Origin of the sequence: Acidovorax soli, assembly GCF_014207955.1 — a bacterium.
In the GTDB taxonomy this organism is placed as follows: domain Bacteria; phylum Pseudomonadota; class Gammaproteobacteria; order Burkholderiales; family Burkholderiaceae_C; genus Acidovorax; species Acidovorax soli_A.
In genome coordinates this window covers 529791-556241 of the sequence record NZ_JACHLK010000001.1, presented here as the reverse complement: position 1 = coordinate 556241, position 26451 = coordinate 529791, and the positions used below count along the sequence as shown (strand labels likewise).

General features: G+C 65.2%; 26 protein-coding genes. 20 read left to right on the top strand and 6 right to left on the bottom strand.

Annotated features, from left to right (window positions below; genetic code table 11):
* Nucleotides 1-51 precede the first annotated feature (51 nt).
* The 9 genes from HNP48_RS02630 (at nt 52) to HNP48_RS02590 (ending at nt 10837) form a co-directional block, all read left to right on the top strand.
* Nucleotides 52-342: a hypothetical protein gene (locus HNP48_RS02630; protein WP_184855281.1), complete on the top strand. Its 291-nt coding sequence runs from the start codon at nt 52-54 to the stop codon at nt 340-342.
* Between the two features lie 163 nt (nt 343-505).
* Nucleotides 506-871, top strand: coding sequence for a nucleotide pyrophosphohydrolase (locus tag HNP48_RS02625; protein WP_311773795.1), 366 nt, complete (start codon nt 506-508; stop codon nt 869-871).
* Nucleotides 872-1008: 137 nt separating this feature from the next.
* Nucleotides 1009-1629, top strand: coding sequence for a restriction endonuclease subunit S (locus tag HNP48_RS02620; RefSeq protein WP_184855279.1), 621 nt, complete (start codon nt 1009-1011; stop codon nt 1627-1629).
* On the top strand, nt 1626-3152 hold the full coding sequence (locus tag HNP48_RS02615) for a type I restriction-modification system subunit M (protein WP_184855278.1): 1527 nt from the start codon (nt 1626-1628) through the stop codon (nt 3150-3152). Before HNP48_RS02620 ends, HNP48_RS02615 begins: the two co-directional genes overlap by 4 nt.
* Entirely contained in the window at nt 3145-4314 is a 1170-nt protein-coding gene (locus tag HNP48_RS02610; RefSeq protein WP_221480050.1) for a virulence RhuM family protein, read from the top strand. The genes HNP48_RS02615 and HNP48_RS02610 overlap by 8 nt, the downstream gene beginning before the upstream one ends.
* Nucleotides 4304-5581 (top strand): restriction endonuclease subunit S, encoded by a 1278-nt coding sequence (locus tag HNP48_RS02605; protein ID WP_260420079.1) that lies wholly within the window; start codon nt 4304-4306, stop codon nt 5579-5581. Before HNP48_RS02610 ends, HNP48_RS02605 begins: the two co-directional genes overlap by 11 nt.
* Nucleotides 5578-8889 (top strand): type I restriction endonuclease subunit R, encoded by a 3312-nt coding sequence (locus HNP48_RS02600; RefSeq protein ID WP_184855276.1) that lies wholly within the window; start codon nt 5578-5580, stop codon nt 8887-8889. The genes HNP48_RS02605 and HNP48_RS02600 overlap by 4 nt, the downstream gene beginning before the upstream one ends.
* 2 nt (nt 8890-8891) lie before the next feature.
* Nucleotides 8892-9641: a M48 family metallopeptidase gene (locus tag HNP48_RS02595; protein ID WP_184855275.1), complete on the top strand. Its 750-nt coding sequence runs from the start codon at nt 8892-8894 to the stop codon at nt 9639-9641.
* Nucleotides 9642-9721: 80 nt separating this feature from the next.
* Nucleotides 9722-10837, top strand: coding sequence for a suppressor of fused domain protein (locus HNP48_RS02590; protein ID WP_184855274.1), 1116 nt, complete (start codon nt 9722-9724; stop codon nt 10835-10837).
* A gap of 196 nt (nt 10838-11033) precedes the next feature.
* On the opposite strand, the gene HNP48_RS02585 is transcribed toward HNP48_RS02590, so the two are convergent.
* Nucleotides 11034-11528 (bottom strand): hypothetical protein, encoded by a 495-nt coding sequence (locus HNP48_RS02585; protein WP_184855273.1) that lies wholly within the window; start codon nt 11526-11528, stop codon nt 11034-11036.
* 243 nt (nt 11529-11771) lie between these two features.
* Nucleotides 11772-12167: a cupin domain-containing protein gene (locus HNP48_RS02580; protein ID WP_184855272.1), complete on the bottom strand. Its 396-nt coding sequence runs from the start codon at nt 12165-12167 to the stop codon at nt 11772-11774.
* 69 nt (nt 12168-12236) lie between these two features.
* On the opposite strand from HNP48_RS02580, the gene HNP48_RS02575 reads away from it, so the two are divergent.
* The 6 genes from HNP48_RS02575 (at nt 12237) to HNP48_RS02550 (ending at nt 17803) form a co-directional block, all read left to right on the top strand.
* On the top strand, nt 12237-13139 hold the full coding sequence (locus HNP48_RS02575; RefSeq protein ID WP_260420058.1) for an AraC family transcriptional regulator: 903 nt from the start codon (nt 12237-12239) through the stop codon (nt 13137-13139).
* 181 nt (nt 13140-13320) lie between these two features.
* Nucleotides 13321-14160, top strand: a complete 840-nt coding sequence (locus HNP48_RS02570) for a DUF2846 domain-containing protein (RefSeq protein WP_184855271.1) — start codon at nt 13321-13323, stop codon at nt 14158-14160.
* Between the two features lie 163 nt (nt 14161-14323).
* Complete coding sequence (locus HNP48_RS02565) at nt 14324-15439, top strand: hypothetical protein (RefSeq protein ID WP_184855270.1); 1116 nt, start codon at nt 14324-14326, stop codon at nt 15437-15439.
* 188 nt (nt 15440-15627) lie between these two features.
* The gene (locus tag HNP48_RS02560) at nt 15628-16065 is read left to right on the top strand and encodes an OsmC family protein (RefSeq protein ID WP_184855269.1); all 438 of its coding nucleotides are present in this window, start codon (nt 15628-15630) and stop codon (nt 16063-16065) included.
* A 98-nt stretch (nt 16066-16163) separates the two neighbouring features.
* The gene (locus tag HNP48_RS02555; RefSeq protein ID WP_184855268.1) at nt 16164-16745 is read left to right on the top strand and encodes a hypothetical protein; all 582 of its coding nucleotides are present in this window, start codon (nt 16164-16166) and stop codon (nt 16743-16745) included.
* The gene (locus HNP48_RS02550; RefSeq protein WP_184855267.1) at nt 16742-17803 is read left to right on the top strand and encodes a hypothetical protein; all 1062 of its coding nucleotides are present in this window, start codon (nt 16742-16744) and stop codon (nt 17801-17803) included. The genes HNP48_RS02555 and HNP48_RS02550 overlap by 4 nt, the downstream gene beginning before the upstream one ends.
* 27 nt (nt 17804-17830) lie before the next feature.
* Here the strand turns inward: HNP48_RS02550 and HNP48_RS02545 are convergent, their stop codons facing one another.
* The 3 genes from HNP48_RS02545 to HNP48_RS02535 all read right to left on the bottom strand — a co-directional run bounded on the left by HNP48_RS02545 (nt 17831) and on the right by HNP48_RS02535 (nt 21490).
* On the bottom strand, nt 17831-19528 hold the full coding sequence (locus HNP48_RS02545) for an AMP-binding protein (RefSeq protein WP_184855266.1): 1698 nt from the start codon (nt 19526-19528) through the stop codon (nt 17831-17833).
* Between the two features lie 84 nt (nt 19529-19612).
* Nucleotides 19613-20917, bottom strand: a complete 1305-nt coding sequence (locus HNP48_RS02540; protein WP_184855265.1) for a serine hydrolase — start codon at nt 20915-20917, stop codon at nt 19613-19615.
* Between the two features lie 87 nt (nt 20918-21004).
* Nucleotides 21005-21490: a DUF2147 domain-containing protein gene (locus HNP48_RS02535; protein ID WP_184855264.1), complete on the bottom strand. Its 486-nt coding sequence runs from the start codon at nt 21488-21490 to the stop codon at nt 21005-21007.
* A 179-nt stretch (nt 21491-21669) separates the two neighbouring features.
* Between HNP48_RS02535 and HNP48_RS02530 the strand changes: the two genes are divergently transcribed.
* The 3 genes from HNP48_RS02530 to HNP48_RS02520 all read left to right on the top strand — a co-directional run bounded on the left by HNP48_RS02530 (nt 21670) and on the right by HNP48_RS02520 (nt 24593).
* The gene (locus HNP48_RS02530; protein WP_184855263.1) at nt 21670-22446 is read left to right on the top strand and encodes a response regulator; all 777 of its coding nucleotides are present in this window, start codon (nt 21670-21672) and stop codon (nt 22444-22446) included.
* Nucleotides 22443-23747 carry an ATP-binding protein gene (locus HNP48_RS02525; protein ID WP_184855262.1) on the top strand — a complete coding sequence of 435 codons (1305 nt, stop codon included), beginning with the start codon at nt 22443-22445 and terminating at the stop codon, nt 23745-23747. The genes HNP48_RS02530 and HNP48_RS02525 overlap by 4 nt, the downstream gene beginning before the upstream one ends.
* A 66-nt stretch (nt 23748-23813) precedes the next feature.
* Nucleotides 23814-24593 carry a DUF72 domain-containing protein gene (locus HNP48_RS02520; protein ID WP_184855261.1) on the top strand — a complete coding sequence of 260 codons (780 nt, stop codon included), beginning with the start codon at nt 23814-23816 and terminating at the stop codon, nt 24591-24593.
* Between the two features lie 3 nt (nt 24594-24596).
* Here HNP48_RS02520 and HNP48_RS02515 read toward each other — a convergent pair whose 3' ends face one another.
* Nucleotides 24597-24890 carry an acylphosphatase gene (locus HNP48_RS02515; RefSeq protein ID WP_184855260.1) on the bottom strand — a complete coding sequence of 98 codons (294 nt, stop codon included), beginning with the start codon at nt 24888-24890 and terminating at the stop codon, nt 24597-24599.
* Nucleotides 24891-24947: 57 nt separating this feature from the next.
* Between HNP48_RS02515 and HNP48_RS02510 the strand changes: the two genes are divergently transcribed.
* Together HNP48_RS02510 and HNP48_RS02505 are read left to right on the top strand one after the other, a co-directional pair.
* On the top strand, nt 24948-25214 hold the full coding sequence (locus HNP48_RS02510; protein WP_184855259.1) for an ATP-binding protein: 267 nt from the start codon (nt 24948-24950) through the stop codon (nt 25212-25214).
* A gap of 106 nt (nt 25215-25320) precedes the next feature.
* Nucleotides 25321-26430: a Fic family protein gene (locus tag HNP48_RS02505; RefSeq protein ID WP_260420057.1), complete on the top strand. Its 1110-nt coding sequence runs from the start codon at nt 25321-25323 to the stop codon at nt 26428-26430.
* Nucleotides 26431-26451 lie beyond the last annotated feature (21 nt).

Here is a 26451-nt window from a genome sequence, read left to right as displayed (position 1 = left end):
CTACAGTCACCTCCATTGCAACGTCGCAATGCCCTTGTAGGAACTGCCACCATGAAAGTCTTCGCTATCGCAACCATCCCCCAGCCCCTCACGCCCGAACAGCGCCAGCAGTACCTGCCCAGCGAAGTGCCGCACACCCTCAAGCTGTACCTCGAAGGCAAGATCGAACAGTTCTGGTTCCGCGAAGCGGGCGGCCCCATCTTCTTGATGAACGTCGAATCCGTCGACGAAGCCAAGGCCGTGCTGGCCGCCATGCCCATCGTGGCGGGCGGTATTGCCACCTACGACGTGATGCCCGTGGGGCCGCTGATGCCGCTGGGGTTCTTGCTGCAAGGGAAGTGAACATCACCAAGCGGGCAGGGCGCCTGCGGCCATGCCCGACCTGCGGACTTGTATAGTGGGTGGGTGCGCCGCGTGGCGGAGCCGAGCCAAGGTAGTTCTTTGCCTGGCCAGGCCGGCGCGGTGCACCACTTTGCCAGCCTCAATCCACCCGCCCTTCGACGACGTGTCAAACCAGCAAAACGACCCCGCCCTGGAGCAACTGGCCCTGCGCCTGCAGGACTTCGCGCAGCAGCGCGACTGGGGCCAGTTCCATTCGCCCAAGAACCTGGCTTCGGCCCTGATCGTGGAGGCCGGCGAGCTGCTGGAGCACTTTCAGTGGCTGACCGAGGAGCAGAGCCGGAATCTGCCTGCGGACAAGAAGCAGGCCGTTGCGTATGAGATGGCGGATGTGCTGCTGTACCTGGTGCAGATGGCTACGGCGCTGGATGTGGATCTGATTGAGGCGGCGAATGCCAAGATAGGGATCAATGGGGGGAAGTATCCGGTGGAAAACGTGCGGGGGAGCAGCCGCAAGTACGACGAGCGGTAGTTATCGAATGCAAGATTGACGGCACAGGAATCAACCGTCAGCCGCGACACGAAAGAACCTAGACCTCTCAACGAGCACGTCAAATTTTATTTCAACTCAATTGATGCAAATTCATTGGTTGCAGTAAGATTTGCTGCATGGCATTTGATGCAATCAATTTTAGCGTTGGCGATGTAGCTCGGATAAAGGGGGGATACCCCTTCCGAGGCTCCATTGAGGAATCAATAGATGGCGCGACGCTAGCCGTCCAGATGAAGGACGTTGACCCTGAGTTCGGTGTCAACTGGGCCAATGTCACCCGTACGAATCTCGCAGGTCGAAAGCATCCAGATTGGCTCAAGGCTGGTGACGTGCTCTTCATCTTCAAAGGAGCGCGCTTCTACGCCGTGTGCATAGACGAGCCCCCCGCCCCAGCCGTGTGCAGCCCCCACTTTCTGCACATAGAGGTGGGAACACAGGTGCCACTACTGCCAGCCTTTCTGGCGTGGCAGATCAACCAGCCACCATTTCAGCGCCAATTGCAACAATCGGCAGAGGGCAGCAGCCAACTCAGCATTCGGCGCCCAGTGCTGGAGTCACTCATCCTGAGCATGCCATCGTTGGTGGACCAGCAACGCATCGTCAATCTGGCCGCCCTTGCAAACCAGGAGCGTCACGCGCTCCAACAGCTCATACAAAACCGAGTGCAGCAGCTCCATGCACTCGCAGAAGACCTCGCGCAGGCCACCCCCGTGAACGACCCACATAGCAAGACATGAACGACATCGCAACTCCAACCGCTCCCGTTAATCAAGAGAACATCAACGCCGCTGTATGGGCGGCCTGTGACACCTTCCGCGGTACGGTCGATCCAAGCATCTACAAGGATTTCGTCCTGACCATGCTGTTTCTCAAGTACGTGTCGGATGTCTGGCAAGACCACTATGACGCCTACAAGAAGCAATACGGCGACCATCCCAAGCTGATCGACGAAATGCTCAAGAACGAGCGTTTCGTGCTGCCCGCCAGTGCCAGCTTCTATGCCCTGCACACCCTGCGACACAGCCCTGGCAACGGAGAGCGTATTGACAAGGCCCTGCACGCAATCGAAGAGACCAACATCACGAAGCTGCGCGATGTTTTCCAGGACATCAGCTTCAACTCCAACAAGCTGGGCGACGAGCAGCAGAAGAACGACATCCTGCGCCACCTGTTGGAAGACTTCGCCAAGCCCGAGCTGGATTTGCGCCCCAGCCGCGTCGGCCAGCTCGACGTGATCGGCAACGCCTACGAATTCCTCATCAAGAACTTTGCATCCACAAGCGGCAAGAAGGCTGGCGAGTTCTATACCCCGCCCGAAGTCTCCGCACTGATGGCACGCCTGATGGCGCCACAGGAGGGCGACGAAATCTGCGACCCCACCTGTGGCTCCGGGTCGCTGCTGATGAAATGCGGGCGGCTGATCCGCGAGAGCACCGGCGCGCGTAAGTACGCGCTCTATGGGCAAGAAGCCATCGGCAGCACCTGGGCCCTGGCCAAGATGAACATGTTCCTGCATAGTGAGGACAACCACCGCATCGAATGGGGCGACACCATCCGCAACCCGAAGTTGTTGGACGGCACCGCCAGCCTCAAGCACTTCGACATCGTGGTGGCCAACCCGCCGTTCAGCCTGGAAAAGTGGGGTTTCGAGGGGGCCGACGCCGACAAGTTCAGCCGCTTCCGCCGGGGCGTGCCGCCGCGCACCAAGGGTGACTATGCCTTCATCCTGCACATGATCGAGACCATGAAGCCCGGCACCGGCCGTATGGCGGTGGTGGTGCCGCATGGCGTGCTGTTCCGTGGTGCCGCCGAGGGCCGCATTCGCCAGAAGCTGATCGAAGAGAATCTGCTCGATGTGGTGATTGGCCTGCCCGAAAAGCTGTTCTACGGCACCGGCATCCCCGCCGCAGTGCTGGTGTTCCGCAAGAACAAGATGGATGACAAGGTGCTGTTCATCGACGCCAGCCGCGACTTCGAGGCTGGCAAGAACCAGAACCTGCTGCGCGAAGCCGACCTGCAGCGCATCCTGGTCACCGCCGCCACACGGCAGAGCGTGGACAAGTACGCCTACCTCGCCACACCTGCCGAGATTACCGAGAACGACTTCAACCTCAACATCCCGCGCTATGTGGACACGTTCGAGGAAGAAGCCGAAATCGACCTGATGGCCGTGCGCAAGGAGCGTGGGCAACTCAAGGCCGAGCTGGCCAGCCTGGAAACCCAGATGGCTGTCTACCTGAAGGAGCTGGGCTATGAGTAAAGCGCCAAGGCCTACCAAGCGTGCCAGCACGCACACCAAGGCGATGACAGCGCCGGTGGAGTTGAAGGCATCACCCAGCGCCGAAAGCCAGGGCGAATTCGTTCTCTACACGACCGACGACGGCCTCACCCGCGTGGAAATGCGGGCCGAAGGCGGCTCGCTGTGGCTCAGCCAGGCTGAAATCGCCACGCTGTTCCAGACCACGCCGCAGAACGTCACCCAGCATGTGAAAGCCATTTATGCCGAGGGTGAAGCCGACCCCGAGGCAACTTGTAAGTCCGGCTTACAAGTTCGCCAAGAGGGTGGTCGGCTCGTCCGCCGCAATGTGCGCTTTTACAACCTCAACGTCATCCTGGCCGTGGGCTACCGGGCGCGCTCGGCGCGAGGCACCCAGTTCCGCCAATGGGCCACGGCCAACCTGAGCGAGTACCTGCTCAAAGGCTTCGTGATGGACGACGAGCGGTTGAAGAACCCGCCCGTGGGCGACTCGGTGCTGCCAGACCGCTTCGGCGAGTTGCTGGAACGCATTCGCGACATCCGCGCCAGCGAGCGCCGCATGTACCTGCGCGCGCGCGAAATCTTCGCCCTGGCGGCTGACTACGCCCCCACGCTGCCCGAGACCACAGCCTTCTTCCGGACCATCCAGAACAAGCTGCACTACGCCGTGTCGGGCCAGACAGCCGCCGAAATCATCCGCCGCCGTGCCGACCACACTCAGCCCAACATGGGCCTGACCACCAACCGCAAGGGGCAGGTGCAAAAAGCCGACGTGGGCGTAGCCAAGAACTACCTGAACGAGCAAGAAATCACCGAGTTGAACCGCATCGTCACCATGTGGCTGGACTTTGCCGAAGACCAGGCCACGCGACGCAAAGAGGTGTTCCTGAAAGACTGGGCCGAAAAGCTCGATGCATTCCTCAGCTTCAATGACCGGCAAGTGCTTGTCGGTGCTGGCAAGGTGTCACACAAACAGGCGGTGGCCCATGCGCAGAACGAGTACGAGCAGTTTGCGGCGCAGCGGCGGGCTGCGTTGGAGGCGGCAGGCGAGGCATATGCCGTTCGCATGCTCGGTGCGGCATCGGCCGACGCAGATACCTTGAGCGAATTGGGACAGGTCGCTAAGCGGCTGACAAAAAGGAAGGGAGGCCGTGATGCTGCCTAAAGGATGGAACCTGTGCCAGTTCGGTGAAGTTGCAGAGGTGGGTTCCGGACAGGTGGACCCGAAAGTGGAACCATACGCCTCGATGATTCACATTGGTCCAGAGAACATCGAGTCGGGAACAGGTCGTATCTTGTCCCCCAGAAAGTGCTCTGAGCTTGGCCTCATCTCAGGGAAGTATGAGTTCGACGAACACGCCGTGATCTATTCAAAAATCCGGCCGCACCTGAATAAGGTGTGCTTTCCAAGCTTCAAGGGCGTTTGTAGTGCAGACGCTTATCCCATCTGGCCCGACAAGACCAAGTTGCTGCCGGAGTACTTGAAGCACTACATGCTTGGTCGAACCTTCGAGAAGCGTGCCGTCGCCTGCTCGATGCGAACAGGGATGCCGAAGATAAATCGAGAGGACTTGGACGGAATTCCAATAGTTTTTCCCCCGCTCAGCGAGCAGCGCCGCATCGCCCAAATCCTTTCCACCTGGGATCAAGCCATCGCCACTGCGGAGCGACTGCTGGTGAACAGCCGAGCCCAGTGGAACGCTTTGCTAGGCATCACCTTGCACTTACCTGCCGCCAACCCAGATTCATTGACAGCGACGGGAAATGGCGGATTTCCCGCTTCGGTGCAACCCGGCATACCTACATTGCCGCCTGCGCCCGCGGGCTGGCGACGCATTCAATTGAGTGACCATCTCAAGGAAGTACGTCGTCCTGTGGCTTTGAGGGATGATGAGTCATACACCCTGGTCACCGTCAAACGGTCGCGCGGCGGTGTGGCGCTTCGAGAAGTCTTGCGCGGCAGCGAAGTCAAGACCCCAACGCAGTTCCACGTTCATACGGACGACTTCTTGATTTCAAAACGTCAGATCGTGCACGGCGCATGTGGCATCGTTCCACCAGAGTTGGATGGCTCGGTGGTATCCAATGAATACGCCGTTCTCAACACCGATGGGGAGATTGACCTGAAATTTCTGCGCTACCTGTCAGAGACGCGGTACTTCCAGCAGACGTGCTTTCACTCCAGCATCGGCGTTCATGTTGAGAAGATGATTTTCAAGACCGATCACTGGCTCAGCTGGCCTTTCAATATTCCGCCTGTTGAGCAGCAGCGCCGAATCATTGAAATCTTGGACACGGCGGGTTTGGAGCTGGTTGCATTGGGCAAACATGTAGACGCGCTCAAGCAGGAAAAGGTCGCCCTGATGTCCCAACTCCTGATCGGCAAACGTCGCGTCAAGCTGCCAGACGCACAAACCGAGGTGCAGGCATGAACAGCACGCCCAATTCTCGCGAGCAGTACAGCGCCCACCTGCCCGCGCTGCACCTGCTGTGTAACCTGGGCTGGAACTTCATCACTACGGCGCAGGCACTGACCCTGCGTGGCAGCACACGCGAGGTGCTGCTCAAGCCCCGGCTGATCGAGGTGCTGCAAACCCGGCGCTACAAATACAAGGGCCAGTGGTATCCGCTGTCCCCCAGCGGCATCGACCAGATCGTGCGGGAGTTGTCGGCGCTCAGCCTGGCCGAAGGGCTGATGCCCGCCAATGAGCGGCTGTACGGCAAGCTGGCGTTGGGCATCACGGTGACGGAGTTCATGCCCGATGGCAAGAAGCACCAGCCCACCATCCCTGTGATCGACTGGGCCGACGCAACGGCCAACCGCTGGGATGTGACCGAAGAGCTGGAGGTGCTGGCGGCGCAGGGCACGCACCACCGTACGCCCGATGTGGTGGCCTATGTGAACGGCATCCCGCTGGTGGTGATCGAGGCCAAGCGGCCCGAGTCGGGCGGCGGCAGCCACCCCGCCAAGGCAATGGTGACGGAGGGCATCAGCCAGCACCTACGCAACCAGCGGCCGGACGAGATTCCCAACCTGTTTGCCTACGCCCAGTTGCTGATGTCCATCAGCCAGACCGAGGGGCGCTATGGCACCACGCACACGGCAGCCAAGTTCTGGGCCAAGTGGCGGGAAGAGGAGTTCGACGAGGCCCATATGCAGGTGCTCAAGAACAAGGCACTCAAGCCGGATGTGCGCACTGCGCTGTTCGACGGCAAGCCTGCCGCACTAGCGGCGCACTTCAACATGCTGTGGAGCGCCCCCATGCAGGCCACCGAGCAGGACCGCTTGCTGTTGAGTCTGTTGACCCCGGCACGGTTGCTTGAACTCCTGCGCGGCTATGTGCTATTCGACCGCAAGGTGGGCAAGATCGTGGCCCGCTACCAGCAGTTCTTCGGCATCCGTGCGCTGCTGGCGCGCATCAGCCAGAAGAAGTCCGACTCGCAAGGCGGTGGCCGCGAAGGTGGCGTGGTGTGGCACACCACGGGGTCGGGCAAGAGCTTCACGATGGTGTTCTTGACCAAGGCGCTGCTGTTGGTGGATGCCTTGAAGGAATGCCGCGTGGTGGTGGTGACTGATCGCATTGACCTGGAGACCCAGCTCGCCCGCAACTTCATGACCGGTGGCGCCTTTGGCTCCAGCATCGCAATGAAGAAGGATGGAGAGAAGAGCCGCAGCCTGTCGGGGCGAGACCTGGCCCAGCGCATCGGTAAGGGCACTGAGCGCATCACCTTCACGCTGGTGCACAAGTTCAACACGGCGTCCAAGCTGCCGGAGTGCCGCAACGACTCGGCCGACATGATCGTGCTGGTGGACGAAGGCCACCGCAGCCATGGCGGCGAGACACATGAGCGCATGAAGAATGCGTTACCCAAGGCAGCCTACATCGCTTTCACAGGCACGCCGCTGCTGAAGAACGAAAAGACCGCCAACAAGTTCGGTCCTATCGTGCACGCCTACACCATGCAGCGCGCGGTCGAGGACGAGACCGTAGCCCCACTTCTCTACGAAGAGCGCGTACCGGAACTCGACATCAATGAGGAGGCAGTCAACCGCTGGTTTGACAAAATCACGATCAACTTGAGCGAGGCGCAACGCACCGACCTGAAAAGAAAGTTTGCCAAAAAAGGGGCTATCTACGGCGCGGTCAATCGGATTGAGTTGATTGCCTGGGACATTGCCACCCACTTCAGCGAAAACATCAAGAAGCTCGAATTGGGCCTGAAAGGCCAGGTCGCCACGGACAGTAAGCTCGAAGCCATCCGGTACAAGAAAGCATTGGACGAAACGGGCTTGGTCACCAGTGCTGTGGTGATCTCAGCACCCGACACGCGCGAAGGCAATTCCGATGTGGACGAAGACACCCTGCCCGAGGTGCAGAAGTGGTGGAAGCAAACCATGGCCACCTACGGTCATGACCCAGAGACCTATGAAAAGCAAATCGTCAGTGACTTCGGCACGGACGGCGCCCCTGACTTGCTGATCGTCGTGGACAAGTTGTTGACGGGGTTCGACGAGCCGCGCAACACCGTGCTGTATATCGACAAGCCCTTGAAAGGCCATAACCTGATTCAGGCGGTGGCGCGCGTCAACCGCCTGCACGATGCGAAGCGGTATGGTGTGCTGGTGGACTACCGAGGGATCTTGAAGGAGTTGGACACAGCCATCCGAGCCTACCAAGACCTGGAGACACGCACCCAAGGCGGCTTTGACATGAGCGACCTCGAAGGTCTCTACCGGCAATTCAGCACAGAGTACAAGCAATTGCCTGCATTGCACGAGAAGCTGTGGTCGTTCTTCAAGTCCGTGGTGAACAAGTTGGATCGCGAGCAGTATCGCCAATTGTTGACCCCAAAGTTCGTCAAGGGTGAAGATGGTGAGGACTACGACGAGCGGCAGAAGCTACGTGATGATTTCTATGAGGCGCTCACAGCATTTGGCCTGTGCTTGCAAACTGCATTGTCATCACGCAGCTTCTTCGAGGACAAGAGCTTTTCCGAAGCACTGATTACCAAGTACAAGGTCGATCTGCGATTTTTCACTGAACTGCGCCAGACTGCTCGGCGCGACGCAATGGAGACGGTGGACTACAGCGCGTACGAGGAGCAGATCCGCAAGCTGGTGGACAAGCAAGTTATTGGTACCGAAGTGCGGGATCCCGGGGGGGTGTACTTGGTGCACCAACTGGGCAAGGCGGAGGACCCCAAGGACTGGTCCGAAGAAAAGACGCGCAACGAGACGGACATGATTCGCACGCGTCTGCGCAAGACCATCGAACAGGAGTTGGCCGAAGACCCATACGCACAGAAGGTGTTTGGAGAATTGCTGAAGCAGGCCATTGCCGAGGCTGAAGCCATGTTCGACCACCCACTGAAACAGTACGCTCTGTTTAAAACCTTTGAGCAGCAATTGGAGTCCCGCGCCACGCCAGGGGTACCGGATGTCTTGGTAGACAAGCCACACGCCAAGGCTTACTTCGGCGCGATCCGCCTCGTGTTGGGCGAGGAGACGTTCACCGCTTTGAGCATTGAGGCAGCAGACCGCTTGGTGCAACAAGCCTTGGCTATGGACACCGTGGTGCGCAACGCCGTAGCTGAAAATTCGCTCAACCCGCAGAACATCGAGGCAGCAATCCGCAAGGGCCTTTTGCCACTGCTTTTTGAAACCTTGGGCCTGGACAGCGCGAAGCAGGTGGTGGAGCAGGTAATTCAGATCACCCGCGTGGGTTTGAACAAGTCCTGAGCATGGCCACAAAAGAAGCTGCCACTCGGCATCGGTTCGCCTATGGCGATGAGATCATCGATTTCAGCTTGCGCCGTCAGCCCTCCAGGACAGTACCGCGTGTCTCGATTCACGTGGAGCCCGACGGACGCGTGTTGGTCGATGCGCCGGATTCTGCTGCCGTGAAGGATGTGCTGGCGGCCGTGAAGAAGCGAGCACGTTGGGTCAGTCAACATGTCAACGCCGCCAAGGCACGCTTGGCTCACGTATTGCCGCGTGAATATGTCAGTGGAGAATCTCTGCACTATTTGGGCCGACGCTACCGATTGAAGGTCATCATCAATTCGGAGGCTGCGATTGAAACACGCATGCGAGGGCCGTTTATCGCTGTAAACGTTCCCACGCGCGACCCTGTCGCGATCAGATCTGCCTTGGATGCCTGGTATCGCATGCGAGCAAGAGAACTGCTAGCTGATCGTCTTGCTGCTATTGCTGCTTCACTGCAGTGGGTCCGGCATACGCCCCCTATGCGCCTTCAGTTCATGACCGTGCAATGGGGCAGTTGCTCGCCCGCTGGCCGCATTACGCTGAATCCGCTTCTGATCAAAGCACCGCGAGAGTGCATCGACTATGTGTTGCTGCATGAGCTGTGCCACTTGCTGCACCACAACCACAGCCCCAAGTTCTACCGAACCCTTGATCAGCATATGCCCAACTGGAAATCGTTGAAAGAGAAGCTGGACAACATGGCGGAAGAGGTGTTTCGGGCTTGAGAAGGCCAAAGCACCGCTATGGGCACCTGCATACTGCATTTTCAAATCTATCCAGAGCGCAGCGCTCCCTGTTCAAAGACATGACTTCGACGACCACCGATGCTGATGACGCCCCCTCCCCCGGCTGGGACGCCATCTCCGCCCGCCTGGACCAGCTCTACCCCGGCCAGGAGCCCAAGCACTTTGGCACGCTGATCTCGCACATGCTGGGCGGGCCGGACCCGCTGGATGGCATCAGTGTGTGGCGCCGCACGGACCCGGTGCCGCACTGGCACTTTGTGACCTATGGGCTGAGCGAGCTGTATGCCAAGGAGTCCGATGACCCGGAGGTGAGCGGCTATGGGCTCGAGCTGACGTTTCGGCTGGCCATGGAGCCGGGCGAGGTGGCGGATGCCAGTGCCGAGCCGCCGGCCTGGGCGCTGAATTTTTTGCAGAACTTGGCGCGCTATGTGTTCCAAAGCGGTAACGTCTTCCGCGATGGGCACTGGATGACGGCCAATGGCCCCATTGCGCTGGAGCGAAACACGCAGATCTGCTCCATGGGCTTTGTGACCGACCCGGAGCTGGCCGAGCCGCTGGCCACGCCCAATGGCTCCGTGGAGTTCTTGCAGGTGGTGGGCCTGACGGTGGAGGAGGAGCGCGCGGCCAAGCAGTGGCGCACGCGCAATCTGCTGGAGGTGCTGCTGCCGCACATGCCGCTGTGGGTGACGGACCTGGGCCGCGCGTCGCTGCTGGCCCACCCGGCGGTAAAGCAGCAGGTGGAAGAGGGCTTGCGGCGCGATGGTTCTGCCAGCGGCTTTCTCTTCACCGATGTGCTGGGCCTCAAGCAGGTAAAGCGGCTGTTGCGCAAGCCGATCACCCAGGTCACCGTGGGTGCCCGCCAGGTGGACGAGCTGGTGACCTTGCTGCCGCTGCGCCTGCCGTTTGGCCGCACGCTGCGGGTGGCGGGGCATGAGTGGCAGTTGCTGCTGGAGCCTGCTGGCACCGATGGCAGCAACACGGTGGAGTGGCAGGGCGAGGGCGAAGACAACGCCGTGGTGCTGCGCCTGACCGATGCCACGGTGCAGCAACTGGCGCAAACGCTGCAGCCGCGCCAAGGCAGCTATGTGCTGCCGCTGTTGCCGCAGGTGGAGTGGGTGGTGGAGAAGACGACGATCAAGGATTCGACCGGCAAGGTCGTTGAGGTGATCGGCTGATCGACCAGCCCGGCCCCACCGCATATTGGCGAAGGCAAGCGTGCGGGCCGGTCTTCTTCGAGGCCGGCTATGGGTTCAGGGCGGGTAACAAAGCTCAGCGAAGCGGTTCTGGCTAGGCGCTGCGTCGCAGGCAGTACGGGTAGTACGACAAGACGCAGCAACGACGCCAGAAGAGTTTTGTTAGCCGCTCTTCTCCTTATTCTTGCTTGGTCTGCTTCCAGATGCGATCCGCCCTCTCCCACGCCGCCTTGGCTGCGGGCTCAGCTTCCAGCCAGCTCAGGCGGCTGGTCTTGCGGTCGGCCTCCCAGCGAGTTTGCAGGTGGCCGCGGGCCTCGTCCCAGTCGCGGTGGCGCCCATCGATCACGCCCTGGTAGCCGTGGCGGTAGGCGGGCGCATAGTCTTCGTCGTAGGTGTACGCGTCGGAGTAGTAGGGCTGCTTGGCGTGGGCGTCGCGCCAGTAGGCGTCTTCGGCCGTGGGGTTGACGGCTTCTGCCGCACCCTTGCCGGCCAGGCCGCCCACGACGGCGCCGACCACGGCCCCCACGGCAGACCCGATGGGGCCGCCCACAGAGCCGGCCGCCGCGCCGGTGACGGCACCACCCGCCGCGCCGATGCCTGTGCCGATGGGGTGGGCGCCGGGCTCCTTGGTGATGGGGTCGGGGTTGAAGTCGGGGGTATTGTCTCGGGCCATGGTGTGCTCCTTGGTTGAGAGCGGCTAACAAAGCTCTTCTGGCGTCGTTGCTGCGTCTTGCCGTACTAAAAAGTACTGTCTGCGACGCAGCGCCTAGCCAGAACCGCTGCGCTGAGCTTTGTTAACCGCTCTGGGTGATTTGGACATGCACGCCATGTCCATTTCCAGAGCTTCATGATCCAAGCGGGAAGGGTGCCTTGGCGTAGGCCAAGCACCCAATGCAGTGCCGGAAGAAGGGGCCTGCTACAGCAACCTGCGCGGCGCGGCCGTGGCCACGTCGCCGCTGTTGGGCGTGCCGGTGGACTCGATCAGCAGGATGTGCGCCTCTGCGCCCTGGGCGCGCGGGCGGTGCTCCACCCCCTTGGGCACCACATAGAGCTGGCCGGGGTGCAGGGTGACCACGGCGCCGTGGGGCAGGTCGATCTCGACCACGCCTTGCAGCACGAAAAAGAAGTCGTCCGTATCAGGGTGGCTGTGCCACTGGTATTCGCCCGCGATCTTGGCGACCATGATGTCGTGGCCGTTGAATTCGGCCACGGTGCGCGGGGCCCAGTGCTCAGTGAACTGGGCGAGCTTGTGGGCCAGGTCAATGGCGGGGACAGCGGTGGGGGTGGGGGCGGGGGTGTTGGTGTCAGGCATGGGTGGTTGAAAAGCGGGGTTGCCTGCAGTGTCTCCACCGGTCGCGGGGCGGTCTTGTACATTTGTTGCATGCATGCCGGGGACCCAAGCGCCTCCTCCTCTTCGTCCTCTTCACAACCCAGCCAGCGCGACTGGGCCGAGATGCGGCCGCTGGCCTCGGGCGGGGTGACGCTGCTCAACGCGCATTTCACGCAGCACCGGTTCGAGCGGCACAGCCACGAGGCGTATTCCATCGGCGTCACGCGCTCGGGCGTGCAGACCTTTGCCTGCCGGGGCGCGCGCCATGCCAGCCTGGCGGGCGATGTGATCTTGTTCAACCCCGATGAGCCGCACGACGGCAGCCGGGGCACGGATGCGGGGTTTGGCTATTCCATACTCTATGTGGACGCAGCACTGGTGCACGCCTGGATGGGCGACCGCGATGCGGCGGGTGGGGGCGGTGATGGCAACCGCATGGCCACCCGCTACTTCAAGGCGCCGCTGGTGCACGACCCCGAAGGCGCGCTGCTGCTGCAGCAGGCCGTGGCGGCGGTGGCCGAGCGGCAGGAGTCGCTGCACGGCGAGGAGCGCACGGCCGCAGCCATGGTGGCGCTGCTGGGCCGGCATGGCGAGCTGCGCCGGCCCTGGGCGGCCACTGGCCTGGATGCAGGCCGCCAGCGCATGTCCCTGGTGCGCGAGTACCTGGATGCACACTTTGCCGACGATGTGACGGTGCAGGCCCTGGCCACGCAGGCGGGCCTGTCGCGCGCGCACCTGACGCGCGCCTTTACCGCCACCTATGGCATGGCGCCGCATGCCTACCTGAACATGGTGCGCATTCGCCAGGCGCAGGCGGCCCTGCGGCGGGGCGGGGCGCTGGCCGATGTGGCGGCGGCCTGCGGCTTTGCAGACCAGAGCCATTTGACCCGCCGCTTCAAGGGCCAAGTGGGCGTGGCGCCGGCGCGGTGGCTGGCACAGATGCAGTCTGGTTGACGGGTTTTCGTCAATCGCCAAGAGGTGGGTGTTGCGGCCATCGCACAGCCCTATAGGCACGCATGCCTAAGTTGCTGAATGCCGCTGTAAGCAGTTGCAACCCGGTGCTAGAGTGCGCGGGCGGGTATGCCCGCCTGCGTGGGGAGCGCAGTACCACCCAACAAAGAATCCAACAACCATCATGCGTTTCTTGACGACGACGAACACCCTTCGCGCGCTGGTGCTGAGCGCCGCCGCTGTGGCCCTGGTGGGCTGCACCGCCCCCCGGGCTACAGCGGACGCCGACCAGAAGGCCAAGCAGTTCACGGCGCAGGCCCAGACGGCTTCGCTCTACATCTACCGCAGCGAAATGACCGGCGCATCGGCCCCGATGACGGTGAGCGTCAACAACCAGTCGCTGGGCAAGACCAACGCCCGCACCTACTACCAGCTGGAGGTGGCACCGGGCAGCTATACCGTGGTTTCGTCGGCCGACAACACCTCCACGGTGAGCTTTGACGCCGAGGCCGGCAAGAGCTACTACGTGTGGCAGAAGGTCACGATGAGCCTGGGCTCGGGCACGGCGCGCGCCCAGGTGTCGCTGGTGAACGAGGCCCAGGGCCAAAAGGGCGTGCTCGCCAGCAAGCTGCTGACCACCAAGGTGCGCCCCAGCGCGTTTGGTGTCGCCCAGGCAGCGGGCAGCATCCCGGAGGTGCCGGCACCCACACCGGTGGCACGCCCTGCAGCGCAAGGGCCAAGGCCTGCGTCCGCCACGGCAACCGCCGCGATGTCGATGCCGCACTACGTGCCCGACGCCAAGCCAGTGGGCCGCGCCGCCAGGCCCGCAGCAGCCCCCACCGCCGCCGCCGTGCCTGCGGTGAGCCCTGCCCAGCCCGCACCCGTAGCAACGGCCGCCGCAGCGCCCACGCCCACCGGCACCAAGGAGTCGCGCCTGCAATGGCTCAAGCAGATGCGCGATGCCAACCTGATCACGTCGGGTGAGTACGAGACCAAGCGCCAGCAGGTGCTGAGCGCGCCCTGATCGGTCTACCGACCAACCGATCTTTCAAGTCAGTGTTTCCTCCGGGCAGGAGGCCCCCCAAGGGGTTCGGCTGCCTGCGCGCGGAACTTCAGCAACCCCGATACTGAGATCAATACCCATGCGTTTGACAAGATTCTTGCGTGCCCTCGCCCTGGGCACCACTGTGCTGGCCCTGGTGGGCTGCGGCACCATCACCCCGCAGGCCATTGAAGGCAAGCAGCTGGAGAGCCTGAAGAACCAAACCCTGGCCTCGACCGCCCGGGAGAAATCTGACTTTGCCATGCTCACACCTGGCTCGGCCATGGTGGGCGGACTGATCGGTGGGCTGATCATGATCAGTGCGGGCAACAAGCTGGTTGCAGATCACAACCTGCAAGACCCGGCCGTACCCATCTCCCTTGGTCTGGCGAGGGTGCTGGAGAACCACCAGGGCACACGCCTGGTAGCTCCCGCAATAGCAACCGACGTCGTCGATGCCCAGCAAATCGCAGCTGCTGGCAAGGGCAAGGCCAAGTTCGTACTTGATGTCAAGACGACCGGTTGGCATGCCTCCTACTTTCCGACGGGTTGGGGGCGCTATCGAATCAACTACTGGGCAACGGCCCGGCTGATCAACGTAAACACCCAATCTGTCATTGCGCAGGGGGGCTGCCGCCGCACCCCCGAGCAGACCGACAAGTCGCCGACCTACGATGAGCTGTGGGCTGATCAGGCAACAGTCGCGAAGAAGGAGCTTGAACTGATCGCGCAGGAATGCGTGCAGATGCTCGCAACACAGATGTTCCCCGGCGCACCCATACCGTCGCAGGCCATGGCGCCCGCTGTCGCAACGCCCGTGTCCCCCACGGCACAAACCCCGTCGACGGCCCTGTCTGCAGCCCCTGCGGCAGCGCCAGCAACCGTACCGGCGCCTGTTGCCGTGGCAGCGCCTGCTGCGGCAACCCCGGCGCCCGTGACGGCCAGCCCAGCGGCGCCCGCGGCCCCGGCAGGCGCCACGGTGTCGATGCCGTTCGTGCCCGACTCCAAGCCAGTGGGCCGCGCCGCCGGGCCAGCACCAGCAGCAGCAGCCCCCGCCGCGCAAAGCGTGCCTACCGCCGCCACTGTGGCCGTGGTGAGCCCCGCGCAACCCACGCCTGCAACACCGGCGACCGCAACCGCAGCCACGCCCGCCAGCAAAAAGGAAGCGCGCCTGCAATGGCTCAAGCAGATGCGCGATGCGAACCTGATCACCTCGGGCGAGTACGACACCAAGCGCCAGCAGGTGCTGAGCGCGCCTTGAGCGGGCTGGGCAGATCCGCCCGCCCATCCACCATTCCCCAAGGGCCCTGCAAGGGCCCTTTTTCGTGGCCGACCCGCACCCGCTGTAGGACATTGCGCACCTGCTTTGCCCACGGCATCCGACCCGCCCAGCGGCCCGGGCATGGTCCCATGGACCTTTTGACCTATCCACAGCGAAGGAGCCCCAGCATGTCCGAAAAGAAAGCCAGCGTGCACTGGGAAGGGGCCGGCAAGACCGGCCAGGGCCAGGTGAGCACGGAGACCGGCGCGCTCGACAAGCACCCCTATGGTTTTGGCAGCCGCTTTGGCGATGACCGCAAGGGCACCAACCCCGAGGAGATCGTGGGGGCGGCGCATGCCTCGTGCTTCACCATGGCGTTTGCCTTTGCGGCCGAGAAGGCTGGCTTTGCCACCGAGGTGATCGACACCACGGCCGCGGTGCGGCTGACCAAGGAGGGCGATGGCTTTGTCATCGACCGCATTGCGCTCACGCTCCAGGCCAAGGTGCCGGGCATGGAGGAGGCGGCCTTCCAGAAGCTGGCGGCCGAGGCCAAGGCCAACTGCCCGCTGTCGAAGGCGCTGGCCGCGGTGCCCGAGATCACCCTGGCGGCAACGCTGGTGCCGTAGCAGATGTACCCACCCCTGGGCGGGTGTGTGCATTTGGTAGCAACCCGCTCGCGCGAGTCCCCCTATGATGCGGCGCCATCAACCACAGGGGGTATGGAGTGAGCGAATCTGAAGCAGCGGCCAGCGCACCGGTATCGGCGCAGCTGATCGCCATGATCGGGCAGCCTTTTGACAACAAGAAGGTGCGCGATGTGGTCGCCGGCCTGGGCGTGAAGCGCGTGGGTGCGGCCGACAATGGCCCGGGCGCCTTGAGCTCGAGCATCATCTGGATTGCCAAGGCAGCGGTGCGCATCGACGTGTACCGCCCCAAGGAGCTGAGCCAGCTGACCGCGACGCCTTTTGCGGACGGCGATGTCTGGCTCGTGGGCTCGGTCCAGTTCTTGGCCGCGGGCGCGGACGACCGGATCAAAACGCCGTTTGCCGGGCCGCTGCCCGCGGGCTTGACCATGGATTCGACCCCGCAGGACTGCATTGCCGCCTATGGCCCGGCGGACCTGGACGATGAGCACGAGCGCCCCGGCTTCTCAGGCCGCGTGCTGGGTTGGCGCAAGGGCGGGCTCAACACCGCCATCACCTTCGACTACAAGGGTGGCGGCTGCGCCATGCTCAACCACACGGTGTGCCTGGTGGGCTGCATGGGCGCCTGGCGCTACACCTACGCCGAGGTGTTTGCGCCTTGAGCGCACCGGAGGCCATCGCCTGGGCCGGCCCCGACATCCTGGACGCAGCGCCCGTGCAGCGCGCCGAAGGCGACCTGCTGGTGCTGGACGCGCAGGGCGGCATCTGCTGCCTGGACCTGCGTACCCAGGCCATCACCTGGCTGGGCACGGTGGCGCTGCCGGAGCAACCCATGGAAGAAGAAGAGGGCGGCCGGTTCTGGATCACCCCACGCTGGCGGCTGTACGCCAGTGCGGATGGCGCCTTTGCGGCCGCCGTGTTCGACGGGGGGCGGCATGGCGTGGTGGTGCAGCTCACGGAGGGCTGCTCGGCCACCATGCCGCTCGATGGCGGCGACTACCACCCGGAGACGGTGCCGTTCTCGGCCTGCTTCATGGAGGTGGGCGGCCAGACGGTGCTGCTGCACCGCACGGCGTGGAACCGGCTGGATGCCTCGGACCCGCGCACAGGCCGGCTGTTGACGGAGCGCGGGCCCACGCAGTACGCAGCGCAGGGCGAGCGGCCGGAGCATTACCTCGACTATTTTCATGGCGAGCTGCGGCCCGGCCCGGGTGGCAGCACGCTGCTGTTTGACGCCGGGTGGGTGTGGCAGCCCGTGGGTGTGCCGCGGGTCCTGGATGTGCAGGCCTGGCTGGCCGGCAACGTGTGGGAGGCCGAGGACGGGCCGAGCGTGCAATGGTTGAACCTGCGCGAGGACTGGAATTTTCCTGCGTGCTGGACCGATGGCGGGCACATCGCCCTGGGTGGCATGGGCGACTGGGACGATGAGGAGTTCGAGACCGCCGCGGCACCGCCCGGGGTGCGCATCGTCGACGTGCGCGCCGGAGCGCAGGCGCAGGCCTCTGCCCGCACGCTGCGCATGGACCTGGCGCCGCAGGAGCTGTTCTCCGACGGGTACCTGCTGTTTGCCGCGCATGCGGGCTGCACCAGCGCATGGCGCCTGGACACGGGCGAGCGCGTGCAGGTGGTCGAGGGCTTTGCCGCAACGCACCACCACCGGCAGCGCGGGCTGCTGCTGGAGGTGGCGCCCCGGGCCATCCGGCTGCAGCGGGCGGCTTGAAGCCGCCGGCTGCGGTGCCGCAGGTCGTCACGCGGACGGCGATGCGGCCGGCGCCGTGATGCGGTGGGGCCGTGCGCGGGCGGGCTGCACCACGCCATCGCGCAGTTCACGCCGCAGGATCTTGCCCACGCTGGACTTGGGCAAGGCATCGACAAACACGATCTGCCGCGGCACCTTGTAGGGGGTGAGTTCGCGGCGGCAGTGGTCGGCGATGTCCTGTGCGCTGATGCGCACCTCGGCCATGCGCACCACGTACAGGCGCAGGGCCTCGCCGGTCTTGTCGTCGGGCACGCCGATGCAGGCGCATTCGAGCACGCCGGGGTAGGCGGTGGCGACGGCCTCGACCTCGTTGGGGTAGACGTTGAAGCCCGAGACGATGACCATGTCCTTCTTGCGGTCCACGATCTTGAGAAAGCCGCGCTCGTCGAGCTGGCCGATGTCGCCGGTGCGGAAGTAGCCGCCGGGCGTGAGGGCCGCGGCATTGGCCTCGGGCTGCTGCCAGTAGCCGGCCATGACCTGCGGGCCGCGCACGCACACCTCGCCGGCCTGGCCCGGGGCCACGGGCTGGCCCTGCTCGTCGAGCAGCTGCACATCGGTGGAGGGCAGGGGCAGGCCGGTGGTGCCGCTGAAGGCGTCGACCGAGGCGGGGTTGAAGGCGACCACCGGGCTGGTCTCGCTCAGGCCGTAGCCCTCGCGGATGAACTGGCCGGTGATGGCCTGCCAGCGCGCCGATACGGCGGGCACGATGGCCGCGCCGCCACCGCCCGCGAGCCTCAGCCGCGACCAGTCCACCTGCTGCGTGCCCGGGTGCGCGGCCAGGCCGGCGTACAAGGTGTTGACCCCCATGAACACGCTGGGCCGCGCGGCCTGCAGCACGCCAACCAGCGAATCCAGGTCGCGCGCATTGGGCACCAGCCAGTTGTGCGCCCCCACCGCGAAGTAGCTCACCAGGTTCACCATGAGCGCGAAGATGTGGTACAGCGGGATGGCGGTGACGATGGTCTCCTGCCCGGGGCGCAGCGCATCGGGCACGAAGGCCTTGAACTGCTGCACGTTGGCCACCAGGTTGCGGTGCGTGAGCATGGCGCCCTTGGACAGGCCCGTGGTGCCGCCCGTGTACTGCAGAAACAGCAGGTCGCCGCCGGCCAGCAGCGGCGGCACGAAGGGCAGGGCCGCGCCTTCGGCCAGGGCCTGGGCGAAGGGGGTGCTGCGCTGCAGGCCCGCATCGACGGGCGGGCTGGGCAGCGTGGCCTGTGTGCAGCCATCGCCCGGCGCCACGGTGAGGATGCTGTGCAGCCCTACCCGGCCCTGGATGGCGGCCAGCGTGGGGGTGGCGCCAGCGTAGATGACGAGGATGCGCGCGCCCGCATCGTTGAGCTGGTGCTCCAGCTCGCGCGGGGTGTACAGCGGGTTGACATTGACCTGCACGCAGCCGGCACGCGCAATGCCCAGCAGGGCGATGGGAAAGGCCGGCAGGTTGGGGCACATCACAGCCACGCGGTCACCCTTGCGCGCGCCCAGCACGCACTGCAGGTAGGCGGCAAAGGCGCGGGCCTGCCGGTCGACCTCGGCATAGGTGAGCGTCTGGCCCAGGCAGGTGAAGGCCGGGCGGTGCGCATGGACCCGGATCGCCGCGTCGAGCAGGTGCACGATGGAGGGATGGGCGTCGGGGTCGATGTGGGCCGGGATGGCGCCATAGCTGGCCAGCCAGGGTTGGGGGTGCATGGGTTGGGGTCTCCTTGTGCGGTGTCTTCTTGGAGGCGATGCACCACCCCGACCAAGCGGAGCTGTGCATCGCCAGACCTGCGCTCAGCGCAGAGCGCCCGCCAAAGCCGCGAAAGCCAGGCGGTCGTAGTTGTGCGTGAACGCCGTGTTGGGGATGGGGTGCGACGAGAGCTTGACCACCACCAGCTGCGCCGCCGGGTTGATGTGGATGTGCTGGCCCATGAGGCCCTTGGCCTCGAAGCTGCCGTCCACATCGTGCGGCAGCCACCAGTGGTTGTGGTACGAGTAGCCCGCGCGCATGGTCTGGCCCGAGGCCTTGAACTTCTCAGGGTCGGCGCCCTTGCGCAGCTCGGTCACGGTGGCGGGGGAGACGACCTGCTTGTGGTTGTAGTAGCCGTTCTGGCGCAGCATCTCGCCCAGGCGGCCCAGGTCGCGCAAGGTGGCGTTGATGCCCACACTGGTGGACTGGGCGCCCGTGGGGTCGGCCCACACATAGCCGTCCTGCTCGGCGCCCAGCGGGGCCCAGATGCGCTCGGACAGCAGGGTGGAAAAGCCCTTGCCGGTCACGCGCTGCAGGATCCAGCCGATGACCTCGGTGTCCACCGACTTGTAGTAGAAGCCCTTGCCGTGCTCGCCCTCCTTCTGCACCGTGGGCAGGTAGTCGAGCATGGCCCGGGCGCCGGGGTAGTTGGCCGGCGCGGGCACCAGCCCGGCGGAGATGAGGTACTGGAACACGCCCGATTGCGGGTCGGCAAAGTCCTCGGCGTACTTGACGCCGGTGGTCATGTCCAGCGTCTGCTGCACGGTGGCATCGGCCCAGGCGCTGCCCGCCAGCTCGGGCAGGTAGCGGGTGACGGGGGCGGCGGGGTCGATCAGGCCTTCGTGGATCAGCTCGGTGGCCAGCAGGCCGGTGAGCGACTTGCTCATGGACCACAGCACATGGGGCACGTGCGGCTGGTTGCCGACGTAGTGGCGTTCGTAGACCACGCGGCCCTGGTGGATGACGAGCAGGCCGTCGGTGTAGGTGGCCTTCTGCCACTGGGCCAGCGTGGTGCGGGCGCCCTTGTCGTCGAGGAAGGCCAGGCCATCGAGCTCGCGCGGCGCGGCCTGCAGCTCACTCGCAGGCCCGGGGCCGCGTGCGATGTTGGCCGTGGGCCCCAGCTCGCGCAGGTGGTGCAGGGCCCAGCGTGCATTGGGGTACTTGAGGATGGTGCCCAGCCGCACCTGCTTGTCGGGCGGCGGTGGAAAGCCCTGCATGAGCTTGAGCGCCACGGGGTCGGTGGCGTCGGGCGGGGGCAGCTGCGTGGGCTGCGCATGGCTGCTGGCCTGGGCCAGGGTCAACAGGGCCGTGGCAACGGCAAATGAAAGGGCGCGGCGGGGAAGGCGCATGGTGACAGGTCTCCTTGAAAAGAAAGAACGAAAGAAAAGAAAAAGGCGGGGTTGGACAGGGGAGGGAAAAAGGGAGGCGCGTGGCGCTCATGGCGCGGCAGCGGGCGCGGGCCGGCGCCAGACCTGGGTCTTGCCGAACAGCGCAATGCCCACGTAGGCATGCACGCGCAGCTGGTCGGTGCCGGCGGGGGTGAGGGTGGCGCTGTAGGTCTTGGCGTTCTCGCGGTTGTAGATTTCGCCCTGGTGCTCGTTGGGGCCGCTTTCCTTGAAGCCCGAGAGCAGGGTCATGCCCAGCGCGGGGCGCTTGTCGGCGAACTCGCCGCCCTGGCCGGGGCCGGCCATGGAGCGGTTGGCCATGACCCGCACGACCTTGCCGCACAGGGTGGCGCTGCCGGGGTTGCAGGGGGCGATCTCCACTTCGAGGTTGCCGCTTTCGGTGATCCAGCGGCCCAGCGGGGCCCGGGGTTCGGTGCCGGCCTGCGGTTGCGCCTGGGCGGGCGGCGTCAGCAACAAGGCGGCGTACAGGGTGGCTGCGGCCAGCAGGCAGCAGGCATTGGCAGACTGCGGTGTCATCGGGAAGCCCTCGTTCAGGTTCAGGAAGACTGCATTGGAGCCAGCCCAGGTATCGGGCATTTGTCCTGCCGGGGGCTTTTGGTGAGCACGGATGTCGGCGCCGCGCGCAGACAAGTTGGGATACAAATGCGCCGCAGGGGCACCGCACAGGCCCCGGCATTGCCTGGAGAATCGAGCCCATGCAGCAACAACCGCCGCCTGTAGACCATGTACTCATCGTCGATGACGACGCCGGCATCCGCGAGCTGGCGGCGCAGTACCTGCGCAAGCAGGGCCTGCAGGTGAGCGTGGCGGCCGACGGGCGGCAGATGCGCGCGGTGCTGGCGGGCACGCGCATCGACCTCTTGGTGCTGGACCTGATGCTGCCCGGCACCGATGGCATCACCTTGTGCCGCGAGCTGCGCGGCCCGGGGGCGCCGGTGCTGCCCATCATCATGCTGACCGCGCGCAGCGACGAGGCCGACCGCATCCTGGGCCTGGAGCTGGGGGCCGACGACTACGTGACCAAGCCCTTTGCCGCACGCGAGCTGCTGGCGCGCATCCACGCCGTGCTGCGGCGCACGCGCATGCTGCCACCCAATCTGGCGGCCACCGAGCCGGTGCGCGAGCTGGCCTTTGGCGACTGGCGGCTGGACACCACGGCGCGCCACCTGCTCGATGCGAGCGGCGCGGTGGTGGCGCTGTCGGGCGCGGAGTACCGGCTGCTGCGCGTGCTGCTGGACCACCCGCAACGCGTGCTCACGCGCGACCAGCTGCTGCAGCTGACGCAGGGGCGCGATGCCGATGTGTTCGACCGCTCCATCGACCTGCTGGTGAGCCGTGTGCGCCAGCGCCTGGGCGATGGGGCTCGCGGCTCGCGCTACATCAAGACGGTGCGCAACGAGGGCTATGTGTTCTGCGCCGCGGTGCAGCCCGGGCCCGCGGGCGCTGGCGCAGCGGGAGCGGGGCTGGCATGAGGCGCTGGTGGCCGGGCTCGCTGTTCGGGCGCATTCTGCTGGTGCTGGCGCTGGGCCTGGCGCTGGCGCATGCGCTGACCTTCATGCTGGCGGTGACCGAGCGCAGCATGAGCATGCGCAGCGCCATGGTGGGCTACTTCGCGAGCGATGTGGCCAGCTCGGTGGCGGTGCTGGAGCGCCTTCCCGCCGAAGAACGCGCCCAGTGGCTCACGCGCCTGGCGCGGCGCAACTACCGTTTCGTGCTGGCCGAGCCGCTGCAGCTACCCGCCAGCCCATCGGCCCTGGCCGTGCTGGTGACGGGCGCCGTGGCCGCCGCGCTGCCGCCCGAGCGCGCGGTGCAGGTGGTGGACCCCGGGGTGCCCGGCACCGAGCTGCGCCTGCAGCTGCGCCTGGCCGATGGCACGCCGCTGGCGGTGGACATGGACGAGCCCCGGCTGCAGGTGTCGCACTGGGTGCTGGCCGCCCTGGCGCTGCAGCTGGTGGTGCTGGTGGGCCTGTGCGCCTGGGCCGTGCGCGCCGCCACGCGCCCGCTGAACACCCTGGCCGACGCGGCCGACGCCCTGGGCCCCGCGCAGCCCGCCAACCCCATGGCCGAGGATGGCCCGCGCGAGGTGGTGCGTGCCGCTGCCGCCTTCAACCGCATGCAGCAGCGCATCCAGGCGCACCTGCAGGAGCGCATGCAGATCCTGGCGGCGGTGTCGCACGACCTGCAGACCCCCATCACGCGCCTGCGCCTGCGCGCCGACCTGCTGGACGACGCGGCCCTGCGCGAGCGCCTGCATGCCGACCTGGCCGAGATGCAGTCGCTGGTGGAGGAGGGCATTGCCTATGCGCGCTCGCCCCAGGCCGTGCGCGAGCCGCTGCAGCGCGTGGACCTGCGCGCGCTGGTGGAAAGCCTCGCCATGGACTACGCCGACGCGGGCATGCCGGTGCGCGTGCTGCACGCGGCCGATGGCATCTGCGACACGCGCCCGCAGGCACTGCGCCGGCTGTTGTGCAACCTGGTGGACAACGCGCTCAAGTTCGCGGGCAGCGCCGAGCTGGCCGTGGAGACGAACGCGCAGGGTACCTGGAGCGTGCGCGTGCTCGACCATGGCCCGGGCATCCCCTCCAACGAGTTGGCCGCCGTGCTGCAGCCCTATGTGCGGCTGGAGGACTCGCGCAACCGCGGCACGGGCGGCACAGGCCTGGGCCTGGCCATTGCGAACGAGCTGGCCCAGGCCCTGGGCGGGCGCCTGGTGCTGGGGCCGCGCGAGGATGGCGGCGAAGGGTTGCAGGCACGGGTGGAGCTGCCGGGGTAGCGTTGCGTTGCAGGGCAGCGCTGGTACAGTGCCCTTTCCGTGGCTTGGCTCGTGACAGGGAACACCATGACAGACACCGGCAGTAGCAGCACCCAGCACATCCGCATCGGCATCGGCGGCTGGACCTTCGAGCCCTGGCGCGACAACTTCTACCCCGCGGGCCTGTCGCACGCCAAAGAGCTGCACTACGCGAGCCGCCAGCTCACAGCCATCGAGGTCAACGGCACCTACTACAGCACCTTCAAGCCACCGACCTTTGCCAAATGGCATGGCGAGACGCCCGAGGGCTTCATGTTCTCGCTCAAGGCCAACCGCTTTGCCACCAACCGCCGGGTGCTGGCGGATGCGGGCGATTCGATCGCGCGCTTTGTCGAGAGCGGTATCACCGAACTCAAGGACAAGCTGGGCCCCATCGTCTGGCAGTTCATGCCGACCAAGGTGTTCGAGCCCGGGGATTTCGAGGCCTTTCTCGCGCTGCTGCCCCAGGCGGTGGACGGGCGCGCGCTGCGCCATGCGCTGGACGTGCGGCACCCGAGCTTTGCGACGCCGGAGTTTCTGGCCCTGGCCCGCCAATACGGCTGCGTGCCGGTGCACACCGATTCCGAGAAATTCCCGGCCATTGCCGATGGCGCGGCCGACTTTGCCTACCTGCGCCTGATGCGCAGCCAGGCCGAGGTGCCCACAGGCTATACGCCCGAGGCGATTGCCCAGTGGGCCCAGGGCGTGCGCAGCTGGACCGGCGGCGCGCGCCCGCGCGATGTGTTCGTGTACTTCATCAACGGCGCGAAGGAACGGGCGCCGGCCGGTGCGATGGAGCTGCTCAAACAGCTCGGCCTGCGCGCCTGAAACCTAGACGGTTTCGCGCTGCGTGAAGCCCTGCGGGGCCTCACCCCCATCGGGCACATTGCCCACCACCACGCGGTCCACCCGCGCCTGTGCCGGCCCCTGGTGCGCCCAGTCGATGAGGGCCTGCACGGCCTGCGGCGTGCCCCAGGCGCAGGCCTCCACCTGGCCATCGCGGCGGTTGCGCACCCAGCCCTGCACGCCCAGGCGTTCGGCGGCCTGGACCATGGACCAGCGGTAGCTGACACCTTGTACATGGCCGGTGATGAGCAGGTGGCGGGTGGTGGTTTCTTCAGTCATGGGGGCACTGTACCGTGAGCCTTGCAGGGTAGGAACGCCGGGCGCACACTGCCCCACATGACCGCACGCAAGGCCCTGCCCGCCATCGACACCGAACGCTGCACCGGCTGCGGCTGGTGCATTGGCGTGTGCCCGCCGCATGTGCTGTCGCTGCAGGTGCAGGGGCCGCAGAGCTGGGGGCCCAAGCGCTCTACCTTGCACGACGAGGCGGGCTGCACAGGGTGCGCACTGTGTGCAGTGCGCTGCCCGTTCGATGCGATACGCATGGTGCGCATTGGCCTAGCACAGACCACGCACGGCATCGCGAAAAAAGAAACGCAATAAAACACGCAAAACAGGTCGCACTGTCTGAAAAAAGCCTTTTCAAGTCATAGACTTGGGAATGTTTTTTAAGTCGCAATCTTTTTCGCAGTACACCCACCCTTCACAGATGCAGCCGCTGCTGCCTCCCGCACGCCGATTGGGGCCTTTGCTGGAGCAGGCGCAGGGCCTGGTCCGCAAGGCCGACCGGCTGTCGGGCCTGTGCCAGCCCGGGGCCCTGGGGGGGCTGCGCACGCTGCTGCGGGCGATGAATGCGTACTACGCGCAAAAGTTCGAGGGTCTGGAAAAAGTGCAGCCGCTGGAGATCGAGCAGGCCCTGCGCGGCGAGTGGGCTGCCGATCCGGAAAAAGCAGGGCGCCAAAGGTTGGCGCTGGCGCACATGGCCACCGAGGCCCAGCTGGAAATGCGCTGGGCCGGTTGGGATGCCAAAACGGTGTGGGCGCCCCAAATGGTGTGCGACATCCACCAGGATGTGTTCGCCCGCCTGCCCGAAGCCGACCGGGCCGTGAAAGGGGGGGCCTCGCTGCGGCCCGGGGCGCTGCAAAACGGGCCTGCAAAAGTACGAGCGTTGCTGGAACAGTGGGGAAATGGCTACGGCGGCGTCCAAGCCGTTCAAGAGGGCGGCATGCCGGTGCTGGCGATGGCCGCGTCGCACCAGCGGCTGCGGGGCATCCAGCCGTTCCGCGAAGGCAGTGGCCGCGTGGCCTGCTTGCACACCCACCTGGTGCTGGGGCACCTGGGCCTGACCCATGGCCTGTGGTCGCCGCTGCGCGGCTTCGCCCGCAGCCAGGAGGCCTACCGCGCCCACCTGGCCGCAGCGCAGGATGTGCGGGGCCTGGAGGAGTGGATGCACTATGTGCTGGCCCAGTGCCTGGAGCAGGTGCAGTTGATGACCGGGCTGCTCGCACCGCAGGACATGCAGGACCGCATTGCGGCCTGCCTGGGCTTCGAGGCGCATGTGGTCCGCCAGGGGGTGCGCACCGAATCCTTGCGCGCGCTGCACTACCTGTTCGCCACACAGGGCATGCTGGACCGGCGGGACTTCAAGGCCATGCTGGGGCTGGGCGAGCGCATGGCCACGGCGCAGATCACGGCACTGCTGCAGCGCGGCCTGCTGGAGAGCGATTCACCGCACGGCAAGCTGCGCTTTGGCGTGCCGCAGCACGCGCTGCGCTTCTATTTTCCAAGGCTGTGGCCCGAGGCGGAACGCGAGGCATAGACAGTGCCCCTTGACGGCCCC

Excerpts from the sequence above, each read along its gene's own strand:
- HNP48_RS02630 (WP_184855281.1), top strand. The coding sequence starts at position 52 with ATGAAAGTCTTCGCTATCGCAACCATCCCCCAGCCCCTCACGCCCGAA.
- HNP48_RS02620 (WP_184855279.1), top strand. The coding sequence starts at position 1,009 with ATGGCATTTGATGCAATCAATTTTAGCGTTGGCGATGTAGCTCGGATA.
- HNP48_RS02615 (WP_184855278.1), top strand. The coding sequence starts at position 1,626 with ATGAACGACATCGCAACTCCAACCGCTCCCGTTAATCAAGAGAACATC.
- HNP48_RS02610 (WP_221480050.1), top strand. The coding sequence starts at position 3,145 with ATGAGTAAAGCGCCAAGGCCTACCAAGCGTGCCAGCACGCACACCAAG.
- HNP48_RS02605 (WP_260420079.1), top strand. The coding sequence starts at position 4,304 with ATGCTGCCTAAAGGATGGAACCTGTGCCAGTTCGGTGAAGTTGCAGAG.
- HNP48_RS02600 (WP_184855276.1), top strand. The coding sequence starts at position 5,578 with ATGAACAGCACGCCCAATTCTCGCGAGCAGTACAGCGCCCACCTGCCC.
- HNP48_RS02595 (WP_184855275.1), top strand. The coding sequence starts at position 8,892 with ATGGCCACAAAAGAAGCTGCCACTCGGCATCGGTTCGCCTATGGCGAT.
- HNP48_RS02590 (WP_184855274.1), top strand. The coding sequence starts at position 9,722 with ATGACTTCGACGACCACCGATGCTGATGACGCCCCCTCCCCCGGCTGG.
- HNP48_RS02585 (WP_184855273.1), bottom strand. The coding sequence starts at position 11,528 with ATGGCCCGAGACAATACCCCCGACTTCAACCCCGACCCCATCACCAAG.
- HNP48_RS02580 (WP_184855272.1), bottom strand. The coding sequence starts at position 12,167 with ATGCCTGACACCAACACCCCCGCCCCCACCCCCACCGCTGTCCCCGCC.
- HNP48_RS02575 (WP_260420058.1), top strand. The coding sequence starts at position 12,237 with ATGCATGCCGGGGACCCAAGCGCCTCCTCCTCTTCGTCCTCTTCACAA.
- HNP48_RS02570 (WP_184855271.1), top strand. The coding sequence starts at position 13,321 with ATGCGTTTCTTGACGACGACGAACACCCTTCGCGCGCTGGTGCTGAGC.
- HNP48_RS02560 (WP_184855269.1), top strand. The coding sequence starts at position 15,628 with ATGTCCGAAAAGAAAGCCAGCGTGCACTGGGAAGGGGCCGGCAAGACC.
- HNP48_RS02545 (WP_184855266.1), bottom strand. The coding sequence starts at position 19,528 with ATGCACCCCCAACCCTGGCTGGCCAGCTATGGCGCCATCCCGGCCCAC.
- HNP48_RS02540 (WP_184855265.1), bottom strand. The coding sequence starts at position 20,917 with ATGCGCCTTCCCCGCCGCGCCCTTTCATTTGCCGTTGCCACGGCCCTG.
- HNP48_RS02535 (WP_184855264.1), bottom strand. The coding sequence starts at position 21,490 with ATGACACCGCAGTCTGCCAATGCCTGCTGCCTGCTGGCCGCAGCCACC.
- HNP48_RS02530 (WP_184855263.1), top strand. The coding sequence starts at position 21,670 with ATGCAGCAACAACCGCCGCCTGTAGACCATGTACTCATCGTCGATGAC.
- HNP48_RS02525 (WP_184855262.1), top strand. The coding sequence starts at position 22,443 with ATGAGGCGCTGGTGGCCGGGCTCGCTGTTCGGGCGCATTCTGCTGGTG.
- HNP48_RS02520 (WP_184855261.1), top strand. The coding sequence starts at position 23,814 with ATGACAGACACCGGCAGTAGCAGCACCCAGCACATCCGCATCGGCATC.
- HNP48_RS02515 (WP_184855260.1), bottom strand. The coding sequence starts at position 24,890 with ATGACTGAAGAAACCACCACCCGCCACCTGCTCATCACCGGCCATGTA.
- HNP48_RS02510 (WP_184855259.1), top strand. The coding sequence starts at position 24,948 with ATGACCGCACGCAAGGCCCTGCCCGCCATCGACACCGAACGCTGCACC.
- HNP48_RS02505 (WP_260420057.1), top strand. The coding sequence starts at position 25,321 with ATGCAGCCGCTGCTGCCTCCCGCACGCCGATTGGGGCCTTTGCTGGAG.